Here is a 24,238-nt window from a genome sequence, read left to right on the forward strand (position 1 = left end):
TAGCAGTCGAATCTCATAATTAAGGGCAAAAAATATCCCCGAACGCGTCGTGTCTCAGATTTAAGGGCAACGCGACACCAGCGTCATTCACAACCTGAGCATAGGCAAATTTTGGCGAGTGCCATGTAAACTTTTGTATGACGGGCCTGTGCTTGTTGTTAAGAGCGATATCCCGTTGTGGCACAGCTTCGCGTCAACGGTTGGCGCAACCACCGCTCCGACCTCAGCTGACTTGCATCCAGGTCGCCATGCCATCAGCCTGATGGCTCAGCATATGGCAGTGCAGCATCCACGCGCCGGGATTGTCGAGTACGCACACAATCGTCATCGTCTCGCCCGGCGCTACGAGGGTCGTGTCGCGAAGGTGGGTTCGCGCACCATTCTGATCGGTTTCCCAGAAATGGTGGCCATGCAGGTGGATACCGTGCGGAAAAGCAGTGTCGTTCACCATCCGCACCTGCACTGCTTCATCACGTCTTGCCGAAATCAGCGGTTTGTTCGGCAGACCGCTCACGTCGTTGAAGGCCCAGCCCCCGAACCCGCCGTGCGCGCCGTCCCCGGCACCGCCTTGCATGAAGAGATCTGCCGTTTGCGTGATCTCTCCGGGCGCGGGCACGAGGTTCGCGGGGAGGGGAGCTATCGGCGCAGACCGGATTTGTCGCTGACCGTTCAACATAATGCCCCCCAGTTCCTCGCCACCCGAAGGCACGGTTTCTCTTAGGATCACATCACCCGTCACATCTGCGATGATGTCGATGCGCTGCGCCGGTGCGAGTTTTAGATTGCCCAGCGAAACCAGCTCGGGCAGCGGCATCCCGTCATAGGCCACACAAAAGCCCGTCAGCCCGTCGATACGTATCTCGAAAATGCGATCCGGTGTCGGATTGATCAGACGCAACCGGATGTGATCCCCCAGCCGCGCCTGCTCAGACGACAGGAAGGTGGTCATCAAGTTCCCCAGCCTACCTGCTGTTATGAAATCAGCGCGGTCGAATTCCATGTCGAACTGGCCGGTGTCATCAAGCCGAATGTCGAAGAGGATGGCCGTGATGTCCTGATCCACGTCTGGCGGGGCAGGTTCTTCGACGATCAGGGGCCGAACAGTCCGCGGGCGACCTGTTCGTAGGAAAGGTAGTGGGAGTGATACCAGTAGGTTCCGGCATCGGGAACCGGAAACCGGAAACCGGTACTCGTAACCCTCATTCGGGATGATGACATCCTGTGTCAGCACGTTTACGCCGTCCATCGCGTTGGGCAACCGAATGCCATGCCAGTGTACGAGGGTCCCGTCCTCCAGCCCGTTTTCCACCCGCGCCCGCAGAATATCGTTCTGGCGCTGTCTGATTTCGGGGCCGGGACAGGTGCCATTGAATCCAAGCATTGCAATGTCCCGCGACCCGATCCGGGTGAAGGCCGGGCGTCAGGGTGACAGGCACCGAAGCCGCACTCAGGGGCAGGGGGAGCGTGGCTGCGCCAAGCGCAACCATCATCTGAAGACGCTTAAGCATGGGTTTCCGTGTATTCCGTTTCTGGGGCCTGCAACCCACATCCCCCACCGTTGCGGAAGGGCGTCCCGGCGAGATATATTGATACATTGCAGATCGGCGCCCAGGTTTGGCGGAATACCGGAGAGCACCTAACGTATCTGCAGGTCCTGAATGGCCGCAAGGATCTTTCCGTCGGTATCATCGCTGTCGGCTGTCACCGCAAGACCGACCAGAACCTTTGGCATGTCCCCGAACGCACGCACGAAATCGCGATCCAGGTTCACATTCTCGGTGAAGTTGCCGGTTTGCGCCGTTTGCAGAATTTTCGATTTGAGACCCGTCGAGTAGGGGCTGTTCAGCAATGCGCCTTTCGCATGATTGCCACCCCAGACATAAACCAGCGCCCGCGTATTGGGATCACGCAGCAATTTGCGCGCCGTTGTTCGGCCAAGCGTGCTTGCGGTCTGCGGATCGACGAATATGAAGTACAAAGCAAGATTGCGATCATCGCCGCCGCGCCGTGTGAGGTCGGTTCCCTTAACACCCTGCGTGACGGACCATTCCCACATTGCTGCCTTTGCGGTGCCAAGGGCTGCGCTGACCGGACGCCAGAGAACCGAAACCGTGCCATCGGAAATCACGTCCAGCCGCCGACCTTGCAGGCCGTACTCGTTCGAAAAGAGCCGCAAGAGGCCCTGTTCTTTCCAGCTTCCATCGAATGGAATTGTCTTTCCTTGCGCATAGAGGGGCGGGGCGTTTGCAGCTAATGCAACAAAAGCGATGAAAAGTGTCGCTGCGAGGGACCGTATAAACATCTGAACTCCTTTTGCGATGCCGCTGGTCCTGCTTTGATCCCGGTTATCACCATTATGTGCCGTCATGATCCGTTGAATTGTGCCGGGCGCGCGCAACTTCAATGAACATATCCGTGATCATAGATGTGGTTGCGCAATGGTCGTTGCAGGACGCGGGAGCGAATTCAGATCATGGAGCGCGACCTTGATCGGCTGATTTCCCGCGACGGACGGATCCAGTAGGCGGCGGAGCTTCCAACCGTTACAAACAAGTACAAAACTCATGGGATACAAGCGCCTGAACACATGGACGCGGGTGCCGATGTGCGTCATCTCTGGTTCAACGGAACCGACTCCCGCACGCAAGGATGGCACATTCACCACAGCGCTTTGGGCTGGGGACAACAGGGTTGAACGCGCCAACGTCCGTTGCGGGAAACAAAATGTGGCCTTGTGTGAAACAGGCAAAGGTAACAAAGAATGCTGACTTCGATTATCCAATTTCCTGACATCGGAACAGAGATTTTTGCCGTTGATATCGGATCGTTCCGCTTTGCCCTGCGTTGGTATGCGCTGGCCTATATTGTTGGCCTCCTTATCGGCTGGCGCATCTGTGTCGCATTGGTCCGCTCTTCGTCAGTCTGGGGGGCCGGGGCGCCGCCGCTGCAACCCAAGCAACTGGAAGACCTGCTGACATGGATCATTCTGGGCGTGATCGTGGGGGGCAGGCTGGGGTTCGTGCTTTTCTATCAACCTCAGTACTATTTTCAGAACCCCGTCGAAATCTTCATGGTCTGGCAGGGTGGTATGTCATTTCATGGCGGCTTTTTCGGCGTGGTCGTGGCCACCTTGCTTTTTTGCTATCGCAACGGCGCACCCGTTCTATCAACGGCGGATCTGCTCGCTGTTGCAACACCACCGGGTCTTTTCCTCGGTCGGCTGGCCAACTTCACCAATAACGAGCTTTGGGGCCGTCCGACCGATGTGCCCTGGGCGGTGGCATTCCCCGGCGAGGCGGCCCAGTCCTGTGCGGGCGTCGTGGGCCTGTGTGGCCGCCATCCGTCCCAGCTTTATGAGGCTCTTCTGGAGGGTATCCTGCTTGGCTCGGTCCTGATCTTTCTGGCCTGGAAACGCGGTTGGCTGCGCTTTCCCGGAAGCCTTACTGGCCTGTTCCTGGCGGGATACGGAAGCGCAAGGTTCCTTGTCGAGTTCTTCCGGCAGCCTGATATGCAGTTCGTCACGCAGGACAACCCGATTGGACATGCGGTTCATTGGGCGGGCTATGGGCTGACAATGGGCCAACTGCTGTCGTTGCCGATGATTATCCTTGGCGCGGCCCTGATCGTATGGTCCCGCAGGCGTGTGACGGTTAATTCTGCGGATCTGGTGTCGACATCAGATTCTTTGTGAATATCCGAGCGTAGTGTTGGCGAAGTGACCATTGCGGCCTGGGTCCGCATATGAGCCTTGGGCGCGTGCTCAATGATGCGGCTTGCGTCCTTTCGCAATCATCAGATGGTGCTCTTGATGATGTACACCGATTGTCATCAGACCAAAGAAACCAAGGCCCTGTATTTGTTCACCATCGCCACCCACGATCAGTGCGACACCATCCTCCATTTCTTCTGACGCAACACTCCAGCCTGTTTCACCGGCAAGGAACGGTGCATGGGCGGGAACCATTGTGTTGATGGCCGACAGGACACGCGGGCTGCCACGCACTTCGAACCGTGCCCCGTCGGGCCGCAGAATGCGGGTGACCTCTGCCTTTCGTGTCAAAAGGTCCATATCGACCAGATGGTCCCTCAGTTTGTCGATATTGACGGCGCCCCAATCGGTTTCGGGATCGGCCTGGAGCAGCACAACTATTTCGGCCAATGCGGCGAAGGCGGACTGGCCGGTTTCCTGGGGCGTCGGACGCGTGACCCATGGATGAATGCATTTGTTGCGGCGTAACGGGTGTCGCAAGCAAGACAGCGAAGAGAACGGGTATCAGTCGCATGGACCAGCCTTTCCTGAGTGTATTCGGATTCAGCCTAGTACCTGATCGGACCCTGAAATATGATTTGGATCATATGATGCCTGAACCCTATAATCTCATACCGCCCTCCGCCTTGCGTCCGCTGACGAGGGCCGCAGGGGATACGGTCTTTCGTCAGGGCGCGCGGACCTGCGGCCTTTATGTTGTTAAGTGCGGGCGCGTTCATCTTGAGCGTGTCGGCCCGGATGGCGAACGATTTATCATCTACCGTGCCGAGCCCGGGATGAGCCTTGCCGAAGCATCGGTGTTTTCGGATAGATACCACTGCGATGCGGTCGTGGCGGAGGCTGGGGCGTTTGTACAGATCGACAAAGCGGCGGTCTTGTCTGCCTTTGCAGATCCGGATTTTGCACGCGCCTATGCGCGGCAAGCGGCACAGCAGATACAAGCGCAACGTCAGGCGCTTGAGATCGTAGGCATCCGCCGCGCAGAAGAACGGGTCTATGCCGGTATGGTGGCGGGCCTGCTTGAAAGCTCCGTTGTCGATTTTGCCAGCGCGCTGCACCTTTCGCACGAGGCCACCTATCGGGCCTTGCGAAAGCTTGTGAATGATGGCCGGATCGCAAATCCGACCCGGGGAACGTATCATTTGCGCCCCTGAATGGATCAGCCGGACCATGCCCGGTTCGAGATAACAAAAGGTGCGGTAGCAAAGCTTGGCGGGTATTTCGCTTGCCCGATAACAATGAGAATTGCTGCCCGCGACGATGACCTGTTTTCAAAGATCGCCGTTATGCCCTGTCTTACTGCTCGCCGCTGAAAGGTCGATTGCCTCAGCGCCGCTTTCGTCGAAGCACCGTGTTTCGATCTGCAGGGTTGCGAAAAAGAACCCGAAGTCCTTACGCAGCATGTCGTAGGCGGTTTGCAGGACCTCTTCTTGATCTGTGACACGCAGATGCGCGGAGAAGACATGCTTGCCACTTGTCAGCGCCCAGGCATGAATATGGTGAACATCGGAAACCTCGTGCAGTTCTTCAAGGGTACGTTTGATTTCAGGCAGACTCACTTCGGGAGGCGTGCCTTCCATCAAAAGATGCGCCGCTTCTTTCAGCAATCCCCAGCTCGCCCATAGCAGGACAAACCCGAACGCCATGCCAAGCAGCGGGTCGATCAGCAGAAACCCGGTGAATTCGATTGCGAGGGCGGTCACGATGATCAACAGACTGCCAACAAAGGTCTGGATGATATGCCAGAACGCTCCCTTCGTGTTCAGATCTTCCTTGCTTTGCTTCCAGATCAGCGCAAGCGAAATGAACTCCGTAAAGAGCCCCCCGGCAGCCGCAATCAGCATCGGACCCGTTGGAAGATCAATTGGCGCAGACATGCGCATGGCAGCCATCGCGATGACAACAACCGCCATGGCCAGCAAGAAGCCGCCATTCACAAGGGCGCCGATGATTTCGGCGCGCGCCCAGCCAAAGCTCCGCTCTTCATCCGCCGGACGCAACGCCATACGCGCCGCGACAATGGCGACCAGCACACCGCCCACGGCCGAAAAGGTATGGAACGCGTCGGAGATGACCGCGATTGACCCTGTCCATAGGCCAATCGCCAGTTCAATCACAAAATAGATGCCGGTCAACTAGGCTGATATCGCCAGCCCCTTGCCGCCGGACGGCATATGCCCCTGATGTCCGCCTGCCATCATCTATCTCCTTAGTTTGCGACTAAAGCCGTACCCGTCGCAGCCGCAGTGCATTGCTAATGACGGAGACCGAAGACAGGCTCATCGCGGCGGCGGCGATCATCGGCGACAGAAGAAGGCCGAAAAACGGGTAGAGAATACCAGCCGCGATGGGCACACCTGCGGTATTGTAGGCGAAGGCAAAAAACAGGTTCTGCTTGATGTTTCGCACCGTTGCCTTTGCCAATCGGCGCGCACGCACGATGCCGACAAGATCACCACCCAGAAGGGTGATGCCTGCGCTTTCCACGGCAACGTCGGCACCGGTGCCCATCGCAATGCCCACATCAGCCGCCGCCAGGGCAGGGGCATCGTTCACGCCGTCTCCTGCCATGGCGATCCGGGCCCCTTCTTGTCTGAGGGAGTCCACCAATGCCTTCTTGTCTTCGGGCAAGACGCCTGCGTGGACTTCATCAATACCCAGCTTTGCGGCGACGGCTTCGGCGGTTTTCTGATTGTCACCGGTTGCCATTATGACCCTGAGACCGAGGCGATGAAGGTCATCGATGGCGTCTGCCGTGGACTCCTTGATGGGATCGGCAACAGCGACAATGCCGGCAAAAGTGCCATCTATCGCCACAAGCATTGCTGTCTTTCCAGATTCACGAAGGTCGTCCGCAGCAAATTCCGCAATCGAAGCGTCAACGTTGATCTCTGCCATCATGGCGGGATTCCCAAGTGCCACGACCTGGCCATCGACCATGCCTTTCACGCCCTTGCCAGTCACGGCTTCGAATTCCGTTGCGTTCGGAAGCGTCAGCCCCCGTGCCAGCGCACCCTCGACTATTGCTTCGGCCAGCGGATGTTCGGAGCCCCGTTCGAGGGCCGCAGCCATTGTCAGCAGGTCATTTTCAGCCTTGTCCCCCGTGGGCACCACGTCTGTCAGCTTGGGGCGCCCTTCGGTGAGTGTTCCGGTCTTGTCAACGATGACGGTATCGACACGCGCCATGCGTTCCAGTGCTTCGGCGTCTTTGATCAGAACGCCAGCCTGTGCCCCGCGGCCCGCCGCCGTTGTGATCGAAATGGGCGTCGCAAGGCCCAAGGCACAGGGGCAAGCAATGATAAGAACGGATACGGCTGCAGTAACAGCGAAGGCGAGCGCGGGATCGGGCCCTAAGAACAGCCAGACAACGAAGGATATGATCGCAATGACGACAACCGTCGGAACAAAGACGGACGATACCCGGTCCGCCAGACCCTGAATCGGCGCGCGCGACCGCTTTGCACCTGCCACCATGTCCACGATCTGGGACAGGACCGTGTCCGCACCGACCTGTGTGGCCCGGATCGCCAATGTGCCGTTCTTGTTGATCGTGCCGCCTGTGACCCGGTCGCCTTGTGTTTTCTCGACCGGCAACGGCTCTCCGGTGATCATACTTTCGTCGATAGATGAATGCCCTTCGAGGACCTCGGCATCGACGGGTATGCTGTCGCCGGGGCGTACCCGCAACCTGTCACCCTCAACAATGTGTTCGAGAGGTGCGTCATATTCCGTCCCGTCCGGCAGGATCCGCCGCGCCGTTTTTGGTGCGAGATCGAGCAATGCACGGATGGCATCACCCGTCCGTTCGCGGGCGCGCAACTCGAGCACCTGACCGACAAAGATCAGCGCAACGATCACAACCGCAGCTTCGTAATATGTCCCGACGCTTTGGCCGTTTCGATACGCTTCGGGGAAAATGCCGGGCAGGAATGTTGCGGCAAGCGAATAGATATAGGCAGCCCCGACGCCAAGCGCGATCAGGGTCCACATGTTCGGCGATATATTCCTGATCGATTCCCACCCCCTTTTGAAGAAGGGAAGAGCCGCCCAGAGAATGATCGGGGTTGCGAGGACGAATTCGATGTAGACAGCCGTCTGATGTCCGATCCATTCTCGCACAGGTAGGCCGACCAGTTCACCCATCGTCAGGATAACCAGCGGAACGGCGGCTGCCGCGCTGATCCACATGCGTGTTGTGAAATCGGACAACTCTTCTGACGGCTCGTCCGATGGAAGCATCGGTTCAAGCGCCATGCCGCAGATCGGACAGGACCCGGGCTCATCCTTCAGGATTTGCGGATGCATCGGGCAGGTCCATTGCGTACCGGCCTCGCCATGTGCTGGTGTCTTTTGGGCGTTTCCCGACGCATAGTAAAATGGGTCTTTGCCAAACTTGGTTTCGCAGTTTTCCGAGCAGAAATGAAAGACCTCTCCATCATACTCGGCACTGCGCGTGTCTTCGTCTATCTCGACGGTCATGCCGCACACCGGGTCGGTCGCTGTATCTGGGTCTGATGCGGTCGAGGTGCGCGTCATGTCGTGATGATGTTCTTGGTCCGTGGCCATCTTCTAATTCCCGTTTTCAAGACAATTGAACACATAACCCTTCCAGTTACTGGAGGGTCAAGACTCTTCCGACAACGCTGCGTATGAATTTTATGGGCCTTCGCGATGCGCGAAGCTCCTGTCAGCCCAGGGTCAGTATCATGTCTTCCGAAACGGACATCGTGGGAATATGCAGGTTCTCCGGTGCCGGACCCTTTCGAATGCGTCCTGCTGTATCATAATGGGAGCCATGACAGGGACAGAACCAACCACCAAAATCGCCGGCTCCGTCACCAAGTGGTACACATCCCAGATGCGTGCAAACGCCTATCATGACCAAGAAATTCTCATTTCCCGCCACTGCCCTGTTTGCATCGGTGGCCAGGTCATCTCCGGATATGTTGGGATTTCTGGCGACGGTATCAGGAAGGGAAAGCACATCTTCCGAACGGGCCTGCGCGATTTCCGCGTCGGTCCTGTGCCGGATGAACACCGGCTTGCCGAGAAAACTGACAGTCAATTGCGTTCCGGGTTCCACACCGGAGATATCGACGCGGATCTGGGACAGCGCGCGGACATCGGCGGATGGGTTCATCTGATTGAGCAATGGCCAGACCGCAGCCCCTACGGCAACCGCGCCCGTTCCGGCGGTGGCGTAGTACAGGAAATCCCGGCGGAGTTGTGGTGTTTGTGTATCCATAGCGATTCACGGTCGCAGCTTCCTGTGGGGGAAGGTCAATGGTAAAGTAGGCAATCACGGTTTTCATTTTTGCTGACATACTCAGACTTAGGAAGCGTTGGTTGACCGATTTGTTCGCCAGAGCGCTGCGACCAGCAACGGTGCGGCAGTCATCAATCCAAGACCGATGATGATCCACTCAGCAGTGCCGAAATCTCCCGACATGGCCTCTGCTCCGAAATGCGCGAGCAGGAAACTGGCTGGAAGAATGCCTGCCAGAGTTGCGATCAGGAACCGCCAAAGGCGCAGGCGGCTGAGACCGGCAGCGTAGCTCATTGCGTCAAACGAGATGAAGGGCAAGAGGCGAGACGCGAACACCGTCAACATCAACAGATTTTGAGAGCCCAATAACCCGAAACCGGCCTTATCCCCAAGCCAGCGCTCAACGTGGTCGCGCCCGATATAGCGGGCGATGATGAATGCCACGAGTGCACCCAGTTCCGACCCGATGGCGACATAGACAGCTCCGGCAACATGACCATACGCCGCGCCTGCCACCAGTGCGACCGGTGCACTTGGAATGGGGCTTGCCACGATCGAAACCATCATGAGCACGATGATGAGCAACGGTCCCAAAGCGCCGGCCCGCTCTATCCAGACCTCGATAGTCTCGCGGGCTATCGCCGGGCCATATCCCATTGCCCATATGGCTATCAAAAGTACGCCAAGCGCAACCACCAACCATAGCCCAACCCGATGCAGGCGCGGTTTGCTAAGCGGCATGGAGCACCAAAAGAAAGAGAGCTGCGAAGACAATTGGCCTTTGCTCGGGCAAGATGAAATGCATAGGCGCAGAGATGACGATCAACAGCCCGCCGGCGAGGGTCAGCCGCTTGATGTGCAATTCGGTTTTCATCTCAAACCTCTATCGAGGAATAGGATTCCCCTAAAGGTTCCTGTCAGCGGAGGGTAAAGGGATTTCTGCGCTAAGCAACACTGAATTGCCCCATCATGCCGCCGTCTTCGTGTTCCAGAATGTGGCAGTGATACATGTAGGGCGCAGCCGCTGAGGCAGGTTTTTCGAATTTCATCGCAAGCTCCACTTCACCATCCACCAGTACCGTATCCTTCCAACCCCTGTTCTCTGCACGCGGTGCCGTACCGTTTTCCGACAGGACCTGAAACCGGACGCCGTGAACATGGAACGGGTGCATCATCATGGCCCCACGCACAATCCAACGCTCGATGCTGTTGAGTTTGGTGGAAAAATTGAGCGTTCCCGAATCGTATGACGCGCCGTTGATCGAAAATCGGTTACCGGACCGCGAGAACATCATCCCCATGCCCATCGACATATCCAGTGACAGACGTCGGACTGGCGCGTCCTTGACCGCAAGATCAGGCAACTGCCCGTCCAGAGAGCCGGGCAGGGCGTCGATGCGAACCGGAAGGGTTGTGTCGACAGCGAAAGGCAGCACGGTGAATGGACTGCCGGAACCGCCGCCGCCCATCATTCCGCCCATGGCCGAATTAATGATATCGTCGGACTTCAAAACACTGTCCCGCCCGCTTGTGAAATCCACAAGCACTTCTGCGCGCTCTCCTGGTGCAAGGGTCAGGCGGTTCAGCGCAATCGGTCGATCCAGAAATCCGGCATCTGTCGCGATGAGATGAAGCGACCGGCTGTCAGACATGGACAGGCGGTAAACCCGCGCATTCGAGCCGTTGACGACACGGCACCGCACGATCCCCTTCGGAACCGCTGCCGACGCGCCGATTTGACCGTTCACAACCATTGTGTCGCCCTGAAACCCGTTCATGGACTGGTGCATGCCGGGATCGTATTTCAGGCGTCCGCGCCAGTTGAACTGACGGTCCTGCAATACAAGGGTCAGATCATCGACCCCGTAGGCGGATGGCAATCCACGGGCGTCATCCGCGTCATCCGTCACCTGCAGAACACCCGCCAGCCCCAGCATGACCTGCCGTGCCGTCGCGCCGTGAATGTGGCTGTGATACCAGGCCGTTGCCGGGGGCTGGTCAAGGTCCAGCACCGGCTTCCAGGTGTCTCCCGGTGCGATGGCCTGATGTGGTCCGCCATCGAACTCACCGGCAACAACCAACCCGTGCCAATGCGCCGACATCGGCTCGCCAAGCGTGTTGTGCACCTCTGCCCGTGTCTCGACCCCGGCCTGCACCCGGATCGTCGGGCCAAGGTATCCCTGGTTGTAGCCGAACGTTTCGCTGGCGGCACCGTCGTCAAAACGGGTCTCGCCCGTGCGGGCTTCCAGCTGAAAAAGCCGGGATGTCGTCGCATCGAGAAGGGGAGGATACGCGAGCCTCTTGTCCGATGCCGCGAATGCAGCCGATGGCAGGGCAAATGCAGCCCCAAAGCCTGCGGCATGGCCCAACAGTTCTCGACGGTTCAACAGTTTCACTTCAACTCAATTCCTCTGGCAGCGCCGCCAGAGCCATATCGACACTGACGACCGGATAACCGCCCGCGATCCAGCCCGGTCCGGCGGCAGAACCGAGCATGCCTTCGGATACGTCAAGAAAGCCGCTGTAGCCAGCCTGCCGAAGACTTCGCATGACGCGGCCAGACCGCCCGCCTGTCGCACAGATGAGCGCGACAGGCCGCCCTTCGGCCCGTTCCCGGGCGGCAAAAAGCCGCTCGGCGAAACGGTCCTCATGCAGGCTGATGGGCCAGGTACCGTCGGCAACGCCGGTGTCGGTCCATTCCGGTCGCGACCGAACGTCGATCATCCGGATCAGGTCCTGTTGCAGCGCATCTGCTGCCATGTCCGCCGACCAGACCTCGGCGGTCTGGGCGACAGCCGAGAAAGGTGCAACGGAACTGGCCAACATCGCAAGGCTTGCGCCGCGGCGCGTCAGAAAGAAGGCCATAATTTGCCCCCATCAAGCTGAGTGCCGCAGGCTTGACCCTTATTCGCTGTCATGATGACCTTCCATGTCCGTTCCGGTGGAAGTACCGTTCATTTTGCTCATCCGTGTACCGGCATCTTCCATCTCGTCCTGAGAGATCTGGCCGTTACCGTCCGCATCGAGATGCTGAAAGCGATCTACCATGCGCGCGCGCATTGCGTCCATATGCAAGGCTTCGAACTCGTCAAGTGTCAACGCTCCATCGGAATTCGCATCGAACTCCCGCATTTTTTCGGACATCTGCGCGGCCATTTCATGAGGCTGTCCACCGGACATCATTGTCGACATCATGTCCCGATCCATCATTCCCATCATGTTGCCCTGGCCACCCATCATAGCGGCATGCATCTTCATCATTTTTCGCATCATCGGCATCATGTCCCCGCCCATCATGCCCATCTGATTGTCGCCATCGCCCATCGCCATGCCGGACATATTCCCGCTGTCAGGCTTGCTGTCGGCAGCCCCGTCGGATTCCGCAAATGCTGTTTGCGCCATGCCAACCGCGATCACCACGCCAAGCGCAATAATTTCTTGTTTTTTCATTTCTCATTCCTTTCAGACTTACCCTAGATACATTGGCGTTATAGCGCTTTGATTAAAGGCCAAGCGCGGGCCGTTTTGTAATCATTTGTCACAGCATCCTGTTACAAACGGTGACAAAGCAACCACTCACAGTTCGCCGGACGATTTGCTAGACAGACGTCGATCCAGTGAATTCATTGAAGAGGCTGATGATCCTTTGACACCTGAAATCGGTCATTTCGCGCTGGCACTGGCCTTGGCCATGGCGCTTGTTCAAAGTGTGCTGCCCATCCTCGGTGCGGGGCGCGGAAACATCCTGTGGATGCAGTCTGCCAGATGGTCCTCGTTCGGTCAGGTTTTCTTTGTCGGCATCGCGTTTCTGGCGCTGATGCAAGCCTTCGTCACAAGCGACTTCACGGTCAAGAACGTGGTGGAGAATTCCAATTCACTCAAACCGATGCTGTTCAAGGTGGCAGGCACCTGGGGCAGTCACGAAGGATCCCTGTTGCTGTGGACCCTTATCCTGACGGTGTTTGGTGCGGCGGTCGCCCTCTTCGGATCGAACATTCCTCTGTCGCTGAAGGCAAGAACGCTGTCGGTGCAGGCCTGGATCAGTGTCGGTTTCCTGACTTTCATGCTGCTGACGTCCAATCCCTTCGACCGCGTTTTCCCTCCGGCAGACGACGGTCAGGACCTCAACCCATTATTGCAGGATGTCGGTCTCGCCATGCACCCGCCGCTTCTCTACTTCGGGTATGTCGGGTTCTCGATTGTCTTTTCGTTCGCGGTTGCCGCCCTGATCGAAGGGCGGGTGGACGCGGCCTGGGCACGGTGGGTACGTCCGTGGACGCTGGCTGCCTGGATGAGCCTGACCGCAGGCATCGCGCTGGGATCCTGGTGGGCCTATTATGAGCTTGGCTGGGGCGGCTGGTGGTTCTGGGATCCCGTTGAGAACGTCAGTTTCATGCCATGGCTGATGGGCACGGCACTGCTGCATTCCGCAATCGTGACGGAGAAACGGGATGCGTTCAAAAGCTGGACAATCCTTCTGGCGATCCTGACTTTTTCCCTATCGCTCTTGGGCACGTTCATTGTCCGATCGGGCCTGCTGACCTCTGTGCATGCATTCGCGGTCGACCCGGAAAGGGGACTTTATATCCTTGGATTGCTGGCCGTTTCGATCGGCGGTTCCCTTGCTCTGTTTGCCTGGCGCGCGCCGACAATGGAGCCCGGCGGCCTGTTTAAGCCGATCAGCCGGGAAGCGGGGCTATTGGTGAACAACCTGCTGCTGGCCACGGCCACCGGCATTGTGCTGTTCGGCACCTTGTACCCGCTCTTCTACGAAGCCGCGACGGGCGGTGAAAAACTGTCGGTGGGGCCGCCCTTCTTCAATGCGTCCTTTATTCCCGTGATGCTGCCGCTCGTCTTTGCGATGGGGCTGGGGCCTTACCTGTCCTGGAAACGTGCCGATCTGGCGGGCGTTCTGCAGCGGTTGCGTTTCGTGGTCGTTCTGGCCGTGCTCGCGACATTGGTGACCTGGTATCTCGCCGAGGGCGGTCCGGTGTTGGGGTATCTGTCGCTGATGCTTGCATTCTGGCTGTTTTTCTCAACCCTGCGGGAATGGGCGATGCGCATAAAGCTGTTTGAGGCACCGTTCCCGGAATCGGTGCGCCGTGCACGCAACCTGCCCAGATCCTCTCATGGGATGACACTGGCTCATGCGGGGCTCGCGATGGCGATGTTCGGATTTATCGGCTCGACGGTCTGGAAATCCGAGGAAATCATCTTTGTCCGGCCCGGTACAGAGGTCAGCATTGGTGGGTTCGATGTCACCTTTGAGGGGGCCGAACGTGTGCGTGGGCCAAATTACTTCGCGGATCGTGGCACGCTTCGTGTGGCCCGGGAGGGGAACTATGTCACCGATCTCTTCCCGGAGCGGCGTACCTATCCGGTCGCGCAAACCACCACCACAGAGAGCGCCATCAGATCGACAATGGCCGGTGATCTCTATGCGTCCATCGCAAATCCGGCCGCCGAGGACGAGAGCACGCAAGGGGCTTGGACCCTGCGCATCCTGTATGAACCTCTGGTCAACTTTATCTGGATCGGATCGGCGATGCTTGTGCTTGGTGGGGGTCTTTCGCTGTCTGACCGGCGGTTGCGCGTCGGGGCACCCCGTCGCAAGGCGACAGCGCCCGCAGCACTTCCTGCGGAGTAGGCATGGGACGTATACTGGCATTCATTCCGCTGGCAATCGCGGCCATTTTCGGGGGGTTTTTTCTGTGGGGCTTGAACCCGGACCGGGACCCGAACAACATTCCTTCGGTTCTGATCTCGCAGCCGGCACCCGAATTCGATCTGGCCGCTGTCGACGGGTTGGAGACGCCAGGGCTTTCCCGCGCCGATCTGGTCGGGAACCCGCGACCGGTCATCGTGAACGTGTTTGCCTCGTGGTGCGTGCCCTGCCGGGCCGAACACGGGGTTCTGACCCAGATGGTCGAAAAGGACGGGCTGACGTTGTTCGGGATCAATTACAAGGACAAGCCGGAGGATGCGACTAAATGGCTTGCTGAGCTTGGCAATCCCTACGAAAGGATCGGGTCTGATCTGAGCGGCAGAGTGGGGATTGAATGGGGCCTTTCGGGCGTACCTGAAACATTCATTGTCGGCTCTGACGGGACGGTGTTGTTCAGATATGTCGGCCCCGTCGTGGGCGAAACGGCGATTTCCACATTCAGGGAAGCATTGATCCAGGCTGGCGCGTTAGCAAGGGGCCAGAACGGATGAGGTATATCGCATTTGCTTTCCTCCTGCTGCTTCCGGTGACGGCCTTGGCGGTCGAGCCAGACGAGATGTTGCAGGATCCTGTACTGGAGCAACGCGCCCGTGAAATATCACGGGAACTGCGCTGCGTTGTCTGCCAGAATCAGGACATCGACAGCTCCAACGCCGGGGTTGCGCGGGACCTGCGCATACTGGTGCGCGAAAGGCTTGTTGCCGGTGACAGCGACAAGGAGGTCATCGCGTACATCCACGCCCGGTATGGCGATTATGTCCTGATGCGCCCGCCCCTGAATCGCGCCACTCTCGCGCTCTGGATGGCGCCCTTCGTGTTTGCGCTTGTTTCGCTGCTTGTCGGCTGGACCGTCATTTCGAGAAGCCGGCGCAGGGCTGCCGCAACGGGATTTTCCGATGACGAAAAAGCGGAAATTGCGCGTTTCATTGAAGAGAACGCTTCAAAGGACGGTTCATGATCTGGTTGGTTTTCGCCCTGTTATCCGTTGTAGGTCTGCTTTTCATGGGCCTGCCGCTGCGCCATCGGTCGTCGCGGACACCCGTCCCGGCTGACGCCACGGATGCGGTCCTCATGGATCAGTTGGATGAGGTTCGGCGGGATCTTGAGCGCGGTGTCATTTCCGACACCGAGGCCACGGCGGCGGAGCAGGAGATCAAGAGACGGATCCTCGTGCAGTCGCGCCGGTCCGTTCTGTCAGATGGGAAACCGGCGGCAGGGGGCCGCTTGATGGTCGTTCTGAGCGCAGTGTTCGTGCCGGTCTTCGCTTTTGGATATTACTCCGCAATGGGCTCGCCAGAGATCCCAGGTGTCGCCTTTGCCGAACGTGCCACTGAACGGCAGGAAGCGGCGGAAATCGCCGAATTGACAGATCGTCTGTACGTCCGGCTCAGTTCAGACCCCGAAGGCGGGCCTTCGGAAGGCTGGATGCTGCTGGGGCAAACCTATTCGAAAATGGGCCGGTATGCGGATGCAGCCGATGCATATAGAGTTGTCGCACAACGACCGGAGGCCGATTCCGCCGTCTTCTCCATGTTGGCCGAGGTTCTGATCTACGCAGAGCAAGGTGTGGTGACACCTGAAGCGGACACCGCGATTGATCGGGCGTACGAACTGGATCCTTCCAATCCCGGTGCTGCCTTTTTCAAGGCAGTCTCGCTCGAGCAGAAGGGCGATGAGGCTCGGGCTCACGAAACGCTGGTGGCCCGGCTGGACGATGCGGATAGGTTTTTCCCGTGGATGGAAAGCTTTGTTGGCGAAGCCAACCGGATTGGCGCGAAGATCGGCAAGGCTCCGATCTCGCTGGCCGACTATGCCCCGAAGACCAGTGCGTCCGGCCCGACACAGGAAGACATCGAAAACGCGCAGGACATGAGTGTGGAGGAACGACAGGATTTCATCCGCTCGATGGTCGAACGGCTGGCCACGCGGCTGGAAGATGAGCCTGACGATCTTGATGGATGGATGCGGCTTGGCAATGCCTATTCGGTTCTGGGTGATACCGCGCCGGCAATCGCGGCGTTTGAACACGCTGAAATCCTGTTGTCGGAGGTGCCGGGAGATGACCCGCGCCGTCAAGCCGTGCAAAGCGCGTTGGAACGGTTGCGCCCGTAGTGGCGTGGGCGACCGTCGCTGTGCAGGTGAATGTGAGGCAGGATCAAGGTTTGGCGCTTAATCGAAAGCCCATCCGGTCCGGCCGTCGTCACAGACTATTTCGTGGGTAGTACCTTCAGACTGACCGACCAAGCGACATCCTACGGGAAGCATGACGTCGTGTGCCGCATCCCGTGTCACGGAAGGGGGCTCAAGTGGGCAAAGCTTGCCCGAGGCCGACTGGGCACAACCGCCGAGGGCCAGAATACCTGCAATCGGAATTCCGATTGTCAGCCGCGTTCTAGCGGGCGCGTACCAGTTCTCGTTCGGGAGCTTGGCCATCTTCAAATTCTGCATCCACAGTCGCCTCGTTCGCCTGTTCAACTCTTGACCCGTGACACGACTTTCCCATCATCCTGTGCATGACGACATGCGCACCAAGACAAAGTGCGAGCGGCGCAAAAAGGCCGACGTTGCCCCACAGACCCGCGATCGTGCCGCCTGCAATAAAGAATGCGGCGACTGGAAACAACATAACGGCACAACAGGCCATCATACCATACTGCATCAGTTTCGATGAACCGGTGGATTTTTGACTTTGATTGTCAGACATGTAGCTCTCCAGAATATGCTCGTGTTCTTCTGCGACATTCCAGTGAGGCAAGGTCAAGGGTACATTCGGATACAATTTGATCAGATGACAGCCTGCGGGTCGTTGACCAAGTTGGCCCGTCAGGTTGCCAGATCCAACGCATAGGACAGGAATGTGACGAGGGGGATCGGGGTCAGGCTGAACAGCAAGGCCATGCTCATTGTCCTGAACATGGTAGGCTTCGATGCCTCGCCAGAAGGTTCTGTCAGAACCACCAGAAGCGCGATGAAGGTGCCGGGCGCCAGGGCATAGAGATATACGCCCGAGATGTTCCCAAACATGAACGACCGCTCGAGCGTTGGTCCGACCACGCTCAAAGCTGTTGCACGGCTGCCGTTGAACGAGCCGAACAGATCGGCCGACATCACATAGACGGCAATGTGAACCCCAATGAATGCGACACTCCGCAGCAGGCCATCTAAAACCAGGTAAACAATCGGCCGATGCTGGTACTGCTTCAGCGCGACCGATGCGGAAACGAACCCCAAGTAATTCACGAGGAAAACGACCACAAACCCATTGGTAAAGACCTGCCGGAGGAAGCGCGAGAGCGCGGTCCCATTCGTCAGCAGCAGCGTCGCAAAACCAGGCGTTGCGAGGATGTAGACAAGCAGGAACGGCAATATGCTTGCCAAGCTCAGAACGGATACGTTCCAACAAAATCTGCCGAATGGTAAGGTCGGCGAAAAACTTTGTCGGAACGTATCGCGGGCAAACACGTCAGCCGTGGGTTGCGAAGACTTGCGTCGACCCATCCATCAGTACAAGCAGCACATCATAGGGATCACCTTGGGGGCCCATGCCGGGCGAACCCATGGGCATTCCCGGTGCTGTCAGTCCGCGCGCGACAGGTTTTTCGCTCAGCAACCGCCCGATGTCAGCCGCAGGCACGTGACCCTCGACGAAATATCCGCCCACGGACGTAGTGTGACATCCTGCCAGTTCCGGCGCGATGCCGTGTTTCTGCTTCAGAACCTGAAGCGTGTCGTAATCCACGTCCTCGACCGATGCCTTGAAACCGGCAGCGATCATCTCATTTACCCAAGCGCCGCAGCAGCCGCAGGTCGGTGTCTTTGTCACCTGCAACGTGGGTGCGGCGGTTTGCGACAAAGCAGGCCCGGCCAAGGCCAGGCTGAGTGCCGTAAGGCCAAATTCACGTCGGTTCACTTAAAACTCCTCGATGTTCTTCCTTAAATAGTTGCTCGGTATCCCGAAGTCGACTGCCCGCGCTGTTACATTTGGCTACAAACACGGGATGGGCGTCCCTTGGTGAAAATGACTATGTTGGCGGCATGAGCGATCTGCCACGCATCCTTGTCGTCGATGACCATTCAGAGATTCGGAAATCCGTCACCAGTTATCTGGAACGCAACGGCATGCGTGCTTCAGCGGCGGAAAATGCAGTTGAGATGGACGCAAGGCTGGCGGAAGCGCATTTCGATCTGATTGTCCTCGATGTGATGATGCCGGGGGAAGACGGGCTGTCCGCGTGCAGGCGATTGCGCAAGGAAGGGCATATTCCGATCCTGATGCTGACCGCATTGGGTGACGACGAAGACCGCATCGCGGGTCTGGATGGCGGGGCAGACGATTATCTCGCCAAGCCGTTTAATCCCAAGGAACTGGTGGCGCGGATCAACGCGATATTGCGTCGGACGCAGCTGATCCCAAAACCGAATGGTTTTGCGGGGAAAACGTTGAAGTTTGCACACCTAAAGCTGGATTTCGATGGCCGCACACTGATTGACCAAGGCGGTTCGCGTACGCAACTTACATCCGGTGAACTCAAACTCCTGACCCTGTTCCTGCAAAGGCCAAGGACGGTCATTGGCCGCGACGAGCTGCTCAAATTGAGCACCGGCCGGGTCGCCGGTCCATTGGACCGAACCATCGACAATCAGGTGAGCCGGTTGCGCCGGAAGATGGAAGAGGACGTTTTGCGCCCGAAGATCATCGCGACTGTCCGGCATGGGGGGTATAGTCTTTCCTGCGATGTCGAGATTTGCGAATGAAGCTGCTTCCGCGGACGTTGCGTGCACAGATTGCCCTTCTGGTCCTCGGTGTCTTGATCCTCGCGCAAGCTCTGAGTCTTTGGTTTTTCGTTGATGAACGCTCGTTAGCCATTCAGGCCGCCATCGGTGCCGAAGCCGCCGGAAGGGCCGCAAATGTCGCACAGTTGATTGAAGGCGCACCCCCGGAATTGCATGCCCAGATCGTCCGCGCGGCAACGTCTCCGCTCGTACGGTTCGACCTTACAGACGAGCCGTCGGTTGCACACGGACAACACGATGACGGTGGAGCGGTCGAAGCGCGGATACGGGCACTGCTTCAGGAAAGCTACAGCCGGGATATCCGGGTTGAGGTTCATGAAATCGAGGGAGGTCTGCTGCCCCTTCCGAACCTGTCACCGGAAATGGCGCAAATGCACGCCGAAATGATGCAGGGCAGCCTTGCGGCCATCGAGATGGAGCTGTCCATTGCGCTGTCCGGTGGGAATTGGCTCAACATCGAGACGCGGTTCGAACGGCCGCCTCTGCAAAGGTCGCTGGCGTCCAACATATCCTTTGCACTGACTGCGGGACTTCTGCTGGTTGCAAGTTTCTGGTTTCTCCTGTCCCGACTGACCGGACCACTCAACGATCTCGCGACTGCGTCCGAACGTCTGGGTCGCGGCGCCGCCAAGGGCGATCTGCCGGTCGTAGGGCCGAAGGAAGTTCGGGATCTGACCCGATCATTCAACATCATGCAGGATCGCCTGACGCGATTTGTCAGTGACCGGACCCAGATGCTTGCAGCGCTTGCGCATGATCTGCGCTCGCCTTTGACGGCGCTTAGGGTGCGGGCCGAAATGGTGGACGACGAAGACACGCGCACGTCCTTGGTGGCGTCAAGTGAAGAGATGCAACGGATGGTCGATGCGACCCTCGATTTCGCGAAGGGCGTCGGACAGCATGAAGAGGTCCAATCGGTTGATTTGCACGATCTGATCACTGGTATGGGCTTGGACAAGGTTCAGGTGACCAGCCAAGGTCCACTCATCGTATCCGTGAAACCAAGCGCGATGGGGCGCGCGTTGAGAAACCTGATTGAGAACGCGATCCGCTACGGGAGTGAGGCCAGGGTTTCGTGGCAACGCATGGGCAGTGAGGTAGTGGTCGCCATCGACGATCAGGGGCCCGGTATTCCCGACAATCAGCTGGAGGCTGTTTTCGGACCCTATGTCAGGCTCGAGACGTCGCGATCACAGGATACCGGCGGTCATGGCCTGGGGCTGTCGATTGCGCGCAGCATCATCCTTGAGCACGGTGGTTCTATCGAACTGAAAAACCGCACTGATGGGGGTCTGCGCGCTGAAATCACGCTGCCCGTCAAACAAAGCGCCGAGTCAGCCCCGAAAGAGGAAGGCTCGCCACATATGGCGCGGGTTGTTCGTCACCTCAAACCCGACTAGTTTAGTGAGGCAAGTATATGAAACGAAGATATTTCCTGACTTCTGTTGCAGCTCTTTCGGTGAGTGGAAAAACAGCATTCGCGCATAGTGACGCAGAGCACGACCGGCGCGTCGGGCCATCTGTGGTGCCCCCGGAGCAGTTGCCGCGCCAGGTTCCGTTCACCGAGGCAGACAAACCGGGAGAAATACATGTCGATCCGAACCAGTTCGCTTTATTTTGGACTTTGCCGAACAATCGGGCAATCAGGTATACCGTCGGAATTGGCCGGGAGGGGCTCTATGAATCCGGCGAGTTCTATGTCGCGCGCAAGCAAAAGTGGCCGCGGTGGACGCCCACACCCGCCATGATAGCCAGAGATCCTGACCGATATCTTCGTTTTGCGGGCGGTGTGCCCGGTGGGCTGAACAATCCACTCGGTGCCCGCGCCTTGTATCTTTACCAGCCAGGGCGTGGGGACACCTACCTGAGAATTCACGGCACAACGGATCCGAAGACGATTGGTCGACGTGTCTCAAACGGCTGTGCAAGGCTTACCAATAATCAGATCATCGAACTCTATGAGAAGGTCCCGCTCGACACGCGTGTTGTCCTGAAACCCATCGAGGTTTGAGGCAGCAGCGCGAAGACGTGTCCGTTGGCCGGGATACATATCGTTACATAATATCAGGCCCCGGACTGTTCATGAAATGCGACCAGGCGGGTAGTCTAGTGGATAGGCAGACAACAACATGAGGCCATATGATGACCCGCAAGCAAACACGTGTAACGCGTCGAGCATTCACGGCAGGTGCCGCATCGGCAGCTTTCGCGGCCCCGTCCATCCTGCGTGCGCAGGTGGATCAAACCAGTGTCCGAAGGAATATCTCATCGTTTCGTACACACGCTTGGCAAGACCACTTTGACGCTTTGGACAAGGGTATCATCATCGCAGACACCGTTACCCGCGTGATGCAACACTGGACGGCCGATGGCGAAATGCGCATTTATCCGACATCGGTTCCCTTGTCTGACGAGCTGACAAAGCGCGGCTACACGACAGTCACGTTCAAGGACCCCGAACCTGACTGGACCCCTACACCCTCCATGCGCGAACGTGACCCGTCTTTGCCAGCCTATATGCCGCCCGGGCCGGATAACCCGTTGGGCGTCCGTGCCCTGCACCTGAGTTGGACGTACTACAGGATTCACGGCACCCATGATACGCGCAAGATCGGAAGACGCTCTTCAAGCGGGTGTATCGGTCTCTACAACGAGCAAATCATCGAGGTGTTCGAAAGGACACCGGTCGGCACGCAGGTACGATTAATCTGATGTCGAAGTCCGGCATCCTGATTGCGGCGTTTTTTGTCGTCGGTGGCGCGGTTGTGATCTGGCAGCAATTGCAGCCATCGTCTTCGATGCCCGGCCACACAATGACAACGCCTGATCTTTCGCAGACGGAAGAGGGCGCGCCGATTGCAGACGTGGTTGTGCCTGCTGAATTCTCAGCAAATGCCCAATTGGGAAAGCGTGTTTTCGATGGCGCTTGCGCCGCTTGTCACGGTGCGAATGCTGCCGGACAGAATGGCGTGGCACCGCCGCTTGTCCACAAGATCTATGAACCGAGCCATCACGGTGACGCCGCTTTTTTGCTTGCCGCGAAACAAGGTGTCAGAGCGCACCATTGGAAGTTTGGCAATATGCCGCCAGTTGAAGGCGTCACGCCCGGCGATGTGAAGATGGTTGTTGCATATGTGCGGGAACTTCAGCGCGCCAACGGGATCAATTGACAGGAATGACCAACTTGAACATGAAGATATGGATTACTGCCATTGCGATCGGGACGACCGGCGTTGCTGCCTTGGCGCATTCCGGAGCAACCGGCGTGGTGCTGGAGCGGATGCAGGGCATGTCCGCGATGGCCAAAACACTCAAGACGCTATCACCCATGATGCGGGGTCAGGTACCTTATGACGCCGATGTCGTCCGCAGGGAAGCTGGCGCGATGATCGGCCATGCCGGTGAGCAAATGACGCGACTGTTTCCTGAAGGCTCGGGTGGCGGAGTGTCCAAGGCGTTGCCGTCGGTCTGGGAAAACAGCGAAGAGTTCGCGGCCCTTGCGCAAGAGTTGAGAACAGCCGCCGAAGGATTGAAGTTGAGCGCAGGCAATGGGTTGGCCGCAGCACAGGGCAACGGTAGCGAATCAATGATGGGCGGCGCCACTGACGGGATGATGGGTGGCGGGTCCGCGCCTGCAATGGGAGGGGGCATGATGGGATCGGACCTTCCCATGACGACCGAGATGTTTGCGGACATGCCGACCGACCGTGCGTTCGCGATGGTCGCCCAGACCTGTTCGGCCTGCCACCAGAAGTTCCGCAAAGAGGACAAGTGATCAGATGCGGTGGTGGCGTTGGATCATCGGTGCGGGGGTCGTCGGCGGCATCGGCGTTGTCGCGGCAACGATAGCCTGGCCGATCGGTGCGCCAGTCTCGGACCTGACCCTGCAAGGCGATGCCCAGCGGGGGTCGTATCTGGCGCGCGCCAGTGGATGCATTGCGTGCCACACCAACTTTGAAGCTGGCGGGGCGCCATTGGCAGGAGGAGCGCCGCTCCGGACCGATTTCGGGACATTCTATCCGCCAAATCTGACCACCGATGTCGAATTCGGGATTGGCGGCTGGACAGTAGAAGAGTTTGCAAAAGCGGTAAGGCAGGGAATTTCCCCGGACGGAGACCCCTATTATCCCACCTTCACCTACCCGTTTTATGCAAATTACACGGATCAGGACATTGCCGATCTGTGGGCCGCGTTCCAGACCGTGCCAGCCGTGAATGTGCCGACCCCGTCCCATGAGGTGCCTTTTCCGTTCGATCAGCGATGGGGGATGAAACTTTGGCGGGCGGCTTTTCTGACAAAGCCTGACACCGCACCAGAGGCGGACCGAAGCGATGCTTGGAACAGGGGCAAGCTGCTGGTCAACGGGGCGGCACATTGTGCTGCCTGCCACACAACGCGGAACTTTGCAGGCGCACGCATAGTATCGAAGAGGTTTTCCGGCAACGACGCCTTGCCGGGAGGTGGCAAAGCACCTTCGATCCGGACGCGCGATCTTGTGTCCGAAGGCTGGACAACAGACGATATGGCTTATGCATTGCGATCTGGCATAACGCCGTCTGGCGACGTATTTGGTGGATCAATGGCCGAAGTCGTGCGCTATGGCACGGGCTTTCTGAGCGACGCAGACCTGAATGCGATGGCCACCTACCTGCTGGACAACAAATCATAATCTTGGGAACCCAC

At 58.2% G+C, this 24,238-nt stretch carries 27 protein-coding genes; 13 read left to right on the forward strand and 14 right to left on the reverse strand.

Annotated features, from left to right (window positions below):
• Positions 1-223: 223 nt before the first annotated feature.
• Together H1S03_RS17730 and H1S03_RS15500 are read right to left on the reverse strand one after the other, a co-directional pair.
• Positions 224-1,381: a multicopper oxidase family protein gene (locus tag H1S03_RS17730; protein WP_348429606.1), complete on the reverse strand. Its 1,158-nt coding sequence runs from the start codon at positions 1,379-1,381 to the stop codon at positions 224-226.
• Between the two features lie 255 nt (positions 1,382-1,636).
• Positions 1,637-2,404, reverse strand: a complete 768-nt coding sequence (locus tag H1S03_RS15500; protein ID WP_231886351.1) for a DUF3047 domain-containing protein — start codon at positions 2,402-2,404, stop codon at positions 1,637-1,639.
• A 357-nt stretch (positions 2,405-2,761) separates the two neighbouring features.
• On the opposite strand from H1S03_RS15500, the gene lgt reads away from it, so the two are divergent.
• Positions 2,762-3,691, forward strand: a complete 930-nt coding sequence (gene lgt, locus H1S03_RS15505; protein WP_050672452.1) for a prolipoprotein diacylglyceryl transferase — start codon at positions 2,762-2,764, stop codon at positions 3,689-3,691.
• Positions 3,692-3,760: 69 nt separating this feature from the next.
• Here the strand turns inward: lgt and H1S03_RS15510 are convergent, their stop codons facing one another.
• On the reverse strand, positions 3,761-4,159 hold the full coding sequence (locus H1S03_RS15510) for a hypothetical protein (RefSeq protein ID WP_249777955.1): 399 nt from the start codon (positions 4,157-4,159) through the stop codon (positions 3,761-3,763).
• Between the two features lie 50 nt (positions 4,160-4,209).
• Here H1S03_RS15510 and H1S03_RS15515 point away from each other — a divergent pair, with 50 nt between their 5' ends.
• The gene (locus H1S03_RS15515; RefSeq protein ID WP_247744727.1) at positions 4,210-4,923 is read left to right on the forward strand and encodes a Crp/Fnr family transcriptional regulator; all 714 of its coding nucleotides are present in this window, start codon (positions 4,210-4,212) and stop codon (positions 4,921-4,923) included.
• A 117-nt stretch (positions 4,924-5,040) separates the two neighbouring features.
• Here the strand turns inward: H1S03_RS15515 and H1S03_RS15520 are convergent, their stop codons facing one another.
• From H1S03_RS15520 to H1S03_RS15555, 8 genes are all read right to left on the reverse strand, one after another.
• On the reverse strand, positions 5,041-5,904 hold the full coding sequence (locus H1S03_RS15520) for a cation diffusion facilitator family transporter (protein ID WP_227512169.1): 864 nt from the start codon (positions 5,902-5,904) through the stop codon (positions 5,041-5,043).
• 85 nt (positions 5,905-5,989) lie between these two features.
• Positions 5,990-8,335 carry a heavy metal translocating P-type ATPase gene (locus H1S03_RS15525; RefSeq protein ID WP_043847221.1) on the reverse strand — a complete coding sequence of 782 codons (2,346 nt, stop codon included), beginning with the start codon at positions 8,333-8,335 and terminating at the stop codon, positions 5,990-5,992.
• A 121-nt stretch (positions 8,336-8,456) separates the two neighbouring features.
• The gene (gene petA, locus H1S03_RS15530; RefSeq protein ID WP_009824465.1) at positions 8,457-9,014 is read right to left on the reverse strand and encodes a ubiquinol-cytochrome c reductase iron-sulfur subunit; all 558 of its coding nucleotides are present in this window, start codon (positions 9,012-9,014) and stop codon (positions 8,457-8,459) included.
• Positions 9,015-9,101: 87 nt separating this feature from the next.
• The gene (locus H1S03_RS15535; RefSeq protein WP_227512171.1) at positions 9,102-9,692 is read right to left on the reverse strand and encodes a TVP38/TMEM64 family protein; all 591 of its coding nucleotides are present in this window, start codon (positions 9,690-9,692) and stop codon (positions 9,102-9,104) included.
• A 73-nt stretch (positions 9,693-9,765) separates the two neighbouring features.
• Positions 9,766-9,909, reverse strand: coding sequence for a hypothetical protein (locus tag H1S03_RS15540; RefSeq protein ID WP_009824469.1), 144 nt, complete (start codon positions 9,907-9,909; stop codon positions 9,766-9,768).
• Positions 9,910-9,979: 70 nt separating this feature from the next.
• Complete coding sequence (locus H1S03_RS15545) at positions 9,980-11,431, reverse strand: multicopper oxidase family protein (protein WP_043847217.1); 1,452 nt, start codon at positions 11,429-11,431, stop codon at positions 9,980-9,982.
• Position 11,432: 1 nt separating this feature from the next.
• Positions 11,433-11,900 carry a rhodanese-like domain-containing protein gene (locus tag H1S03_RS15550; RefSeq protein ID WP_043847215.1) on the reverse strand — a complete coding sequence of 156 codons (468 nt, stop codon included), beginning with the start codon at positions 11,898-11,900 and terminating at the stop codon, positions 11,433-11,435.
• A gap of 39 nt (positions 11,901-11,939) precedes the next feature.
• The gene (locus H1S03_RS15555; protein ID WP_043847211.1) at positions 11,940-12,485 is read right to left on the reverse strand and encodes an EF-hand domain-containing protein; all 546 of its coding nucleotides are present in this window, start codon (positions 12,483-12,485) and stop codon (positions 11,940-11,942) included.
• 196 nt (positions 12,486-12,681) lie between these two features.
• Between H1S03_RS15555 and H1S03_RS15560 the strand changes: the two genes are divergently transcribed.
• Genes H1S03_RS15560 through ccmI form a run of 4 tightly spaced genes read left to right on the forward strand, consistent with a single transcriptional unit; the run spans position 12,682 to position 16,872 of the window.
• Positions 12,682-14,682 carry a heme lyase CcmF/NrfE family subunit gene (locus tag H1S03_RS15560; RefSeq protein WP_043847210.1) on the forward strand — a complete coding sequence of 667 codons (2,001 nt, stop codon included), beginning with the start codon at positions 12,682-12,684 and terminating at the stop codon, positions 14,680-14,682.
• Between the two features lie 2 nt (positions 14,683-14,684).
• Positions 14,685-15,251: a DsbE family thiol:disulfide interchange protein gene (locus H1S03_RS15565; protein ID WP_009824474.1), complete on the forward strand. Its 567-nt coding sequence runs from the start codon at positions 14,685-14,687 to the stop codon at positions 15,249-15,251.
• Positions 15,248-15,718 (forward strand): cytochrome c-type biogenesis protein, encoded by a 471-nt coding sequence (locus tag H1S03_RS15570; protein ID WP_009824475.1) that lies wholly within the window; start codon positions 15,248-15,250, stop codon positions 15,716-15,718. Before H1S03_RS15565 ends, H1S03_RS15570 begins: the two co-directional genes overlap by 4 nt.
• Positions 15,715-16,872 carry a c-type cytochrome biogenesis protein CcmI gene (ccmI, locus tag H1S03_RS15575; RefSeq protein ID WP_043847209.1) on the forward strand — a complete coding sequence of 386 codons (1,158 nt, stop codon included), beginning with the start codon at positions 15,715-15,717 and terminating at the stop codon, positions 16,870-16,872. Before H1S03_RS15570 ends, ccmI begins: the two co-directional genes overlap by 4 nt.
• A gap of 280 nt (positions 16,873-17,152) precedes the next feature.
• Here the strand turns inward: ccmI and H1S03_RS15580 are convergent, their stop codons facing one another.
• From H1S03_RS15580 to H1S03_RS15590, 3 genes are all read right to left on the reverse strand, one after another.
• Positions 17,153-17,464 (reverse strand): DUF2933 domain-containing protein, encoded by a 312-nt coding sequence (locus H1S03_RS15580; protein ID WP_037953520.1) that lies wholly within the window; start codon positions 17,462-17,464, stop codon positions 17,153-17,155.
• Between the two features lie 119 nt (positions 17,465-17,583).
• Positions 17,584-18,222, reverse strand: a complete 639-nt coding sequence (locus tag H1S03_RS15585) for a hypothetical protein (protein WP_240094385.1) — start codon at positions 18,220-18,222, stop codon at positions 17,584-17,586.
• Position 18,223: 1 nt separating this feature from the next.
• Positions 18,224-18,670, reverse strand: a complete 447-nt coding sequence (locus tag H1S03_RS15590) for a DUF411 domain-containing protein (protein WP_043847208.1) — start codon at positions 18,668-18,670, stop codon at positions 18,224-18,226.
• 125 nt (positions 18,671-18,795) lie between these two features.
• On the opposite strand from H1S03_RS15590, the gene H1S03_RS15595 reads away from it, so the two are divergent.
• The 7 genes from H1S03_RS15595 to H1S03_RS15625 all read left to right on the forward strand — a co-directional run bounded on the left by H1S03_RS15595 (position 18,796) and on the right by H1S03_RS15625 (position 24,224).
• Positions 18,796-19,515, forward strand: coding sequence for a response regulator (locus tag H1S03_RS15595; protein WP_050672447.1), 720 nt, complete (start codon positions 18,796-18,798; stop codon positions 19,513-19,515).
• Positions 19,512-20,954: an ATP-binding protein gene (locus H1S03_RS15600; protein WP_050672446.1), complete on the forward strand. Its 1,443-nt coding sequence runs from the start codon at positions 19,512-19,514 to the stop codon at positions 20,952-20,954. The genes H1S03_RS15595 and H1S03_RS15600 overlap by 4 nt, the downstream gene beginning before the upstream one ends.
• Positions 20,955-20,971: 17 nt before the next feature.
• Positions 20,972-21,565: a L,D-transpeptidase gene (locus tag H1S03_RS15605; protein WP_005619183.1), complete on the forward strand. Its 594-nt coding sequence runs from the start codon at positions 20,972-20,974 to the stop codon at positions 21,563-21,565.
• Between the two features lie 128 nt (positions 21,566-21,693).
• Positions 21,694-22,266, forward strand: a complete 573-nt coding sequence (locus H1S03_RS15610; protein WP_043847205.1) for a L,D-transpeptidase — start codon at positions 21,694-21,696, stop codon at positions 22,264-22,266.
• A complete protein-coding gene (locus H1S03_RS15615) occupies positions 22,266-22,724 on the forward strand; it encodes a c-type cytochrome (protein WP_005619178.1) in 459 nt (152 codons plus the stop codon). Before H1S03_RS15610 ends, H1S03_RS15615 begins: the two co-directional genes overlap by 1 nt.
• A gap of 5 nt (positions 22,725-22,729) precedes the next feature.
• On the forward strand, positions 22,730-23,329 hold the full coding sequence (locus H1S03_RS15620) for a c-type cytochrome (RefSeq protein WP_009824484.1): 600 nt from the start codon (positions 22,730-22,732) through the stop codon (positions 23,327-23,329).
• Positions 23,330-23,333: 4 nt separating this feature from the next.
• Positions 23,334-24,224, forward strand: coding sequence for a c-type cytochrome (locus H1S03_RS15625; RefSeq protein WP_009824485.1), 891 nt, complete (start codon positions 23,334-23,336; stop codon positions 24,222-24,224).
• The last annotated feature ends 14 nt before the right edge of the window (positions 24,225-24,238 follow it).

It is taken from the genome of Pontivivens nitratireducens (assembly GCF_014235845.1).
In the GTDB taxonomy this organism is placed as follows: Bacteria; Pseudomonadota; Alphaproteobacteria; order Rhodobacterales; family Rhodobacteraceae; genus Pontivivens; species Pontivivens nitratireducens.

Excerpts from the sequence above, each read along its gene's own strand:
- H1S03_RS17730 (WP_348429606.1), bottom strand. The coding sequence starts at position 1,381 with ATGCTTGGATTCAATGGCACCTGTCCCGGCCCCGAAATCAGACAGCGC.
- lgt (WP_050672452.1), top strand. The coding sequence starts at position 2,762 with ATGCTGACTTCGATTATCCAATTTCCTGACATCGGAACAGAGATTTTT.
- H1S03_RS15515 (WP_247744727.1), top strand. The coding sequence starts at position 4,210 with ATGGATGAATGCATTTGTTGCGGCGTAACGGGTGTCGCAAGCAAGACA.
- H1S03_RS15525 (WP_043847221.1), bottom strand. The coding sequence starts at position 8,335 with ATGGCCACGGACCAAGAACATCATCACGACATGACGCGCACCTCGACC.
- petA (WP_009824465.1), bottom strand. The coding sequence starts at position 9,014 with ATGGATACACAAACACCACAACTCCGCCGGGATTTCCTGTACTACGCC.
- H1S03_RS15535 (WP_227512171.1), bottom strand. The coding sequence starts at position 9,692 with ATGGGATATGGCCCGGCGATAGCCCGCGAGACTATCGAGGTCTGGATA.
- H1S03_RS15540 (WP_009824469.1), bottom strand. The coding sequence starts at position 9,909 with ATGAAAACCGAATTGCACATCAAGCGGCTGACCCTCGCCGGCGGGCTG.
- H1S03_RS15550 (WP_043847215.1), bottom strand. The coding sequence starts at position 11,900 with ATGGCCTTCTTTCTGACGCGCCGCGGCGCAAGCCTTGCGATGTTGGCC.
- H1S03_RS15555 (WP_043847211.1), bottom strand. The coding sequence starts at position 12,485 with ATGAAAAAACAAGAAATTATTGCGCTTGGCGTGGTGATCGCGGTTGGC.
- H1S03_RS15565 (WP_009824474.1), top strand. The coding sequence starts at position 14,685 with ATGGGACGTATACTGGCATTCATTCCGCTGGCAATCGCGGCCATTTTC.
- H1S03_RS15570 (WP_009824475.1), top strand. The coding sequence starts at position 15,248 with ATGAGGTATATCGCATTTGCTTTCCTCCTGCTGCTTCCGGTGACGGCC.
- ccmI (WP_043847209.1), top strand. The coding sequence starts at position 15,715 with ATGATCTGGTTGGTTTTCGCCCTGTTATCCGTTGTAGGTCTGCTTTTC.
- H1S03_RS15580 (WP_037953520.1), bottom strand. The coding sequence starts at position 17,464 with ATGTCTGACAATCAAAGTCAAAAATCCACCGGTTCATCGAAACTGATG.
- H1S03_RS15595 (WP_050672447.1), top strand. The coding sequence starts at position 18,796 with ATGAGCGATCTGCCACGCATCCTTGTCGTCGATGACCATTCAGAGATT.
- H1S03_RS15600 (WP_050672446.1), top strand. The coding sequence starts at position 19,512 with ATGAAGCTGCTTCCGCGGACGTTGCGTGCACAGATTGCCCTTCTGGTC.
- H1S03_RS15605 (WP_005619183.1), top strand. The coding sequence starts at position 20,972 with ATGAAACGAAGATATTTCCTGACTTCTGTTGCAGCTCTTTCGGTGAGT.
- H1S03_RS15610 (WP_043847205.1), top strand. The coding sequence starts at position 21,694 with ATGATGACCCGCAAGCAAACACGTGTAACGCGTCGAGCATTCACGGCA.
- H1S03_RS15615 (WP_005619178.1), top strand. The coding sequence starts at position 22,266 with ATGTCGAAGTCCGGCATCCTGATTGCGGCGTTTTTTGTCGTCGGTGGC.
- H1S03_RS15620 (WP_009824484.1), top strand. The coding sequence starts at position 22,730 with ATGACCAACTTGAACATGAAGATATGGATTACTGCCATTGCGATCGGG.
- H1S03_RS15625 (WP_009824485.1), top strand. The coding sequence starts at position 23,334 with ATGCGGTGGTGGCGTTGGATCATCGGTGCGGGGGTCGTCGGCGGCATC.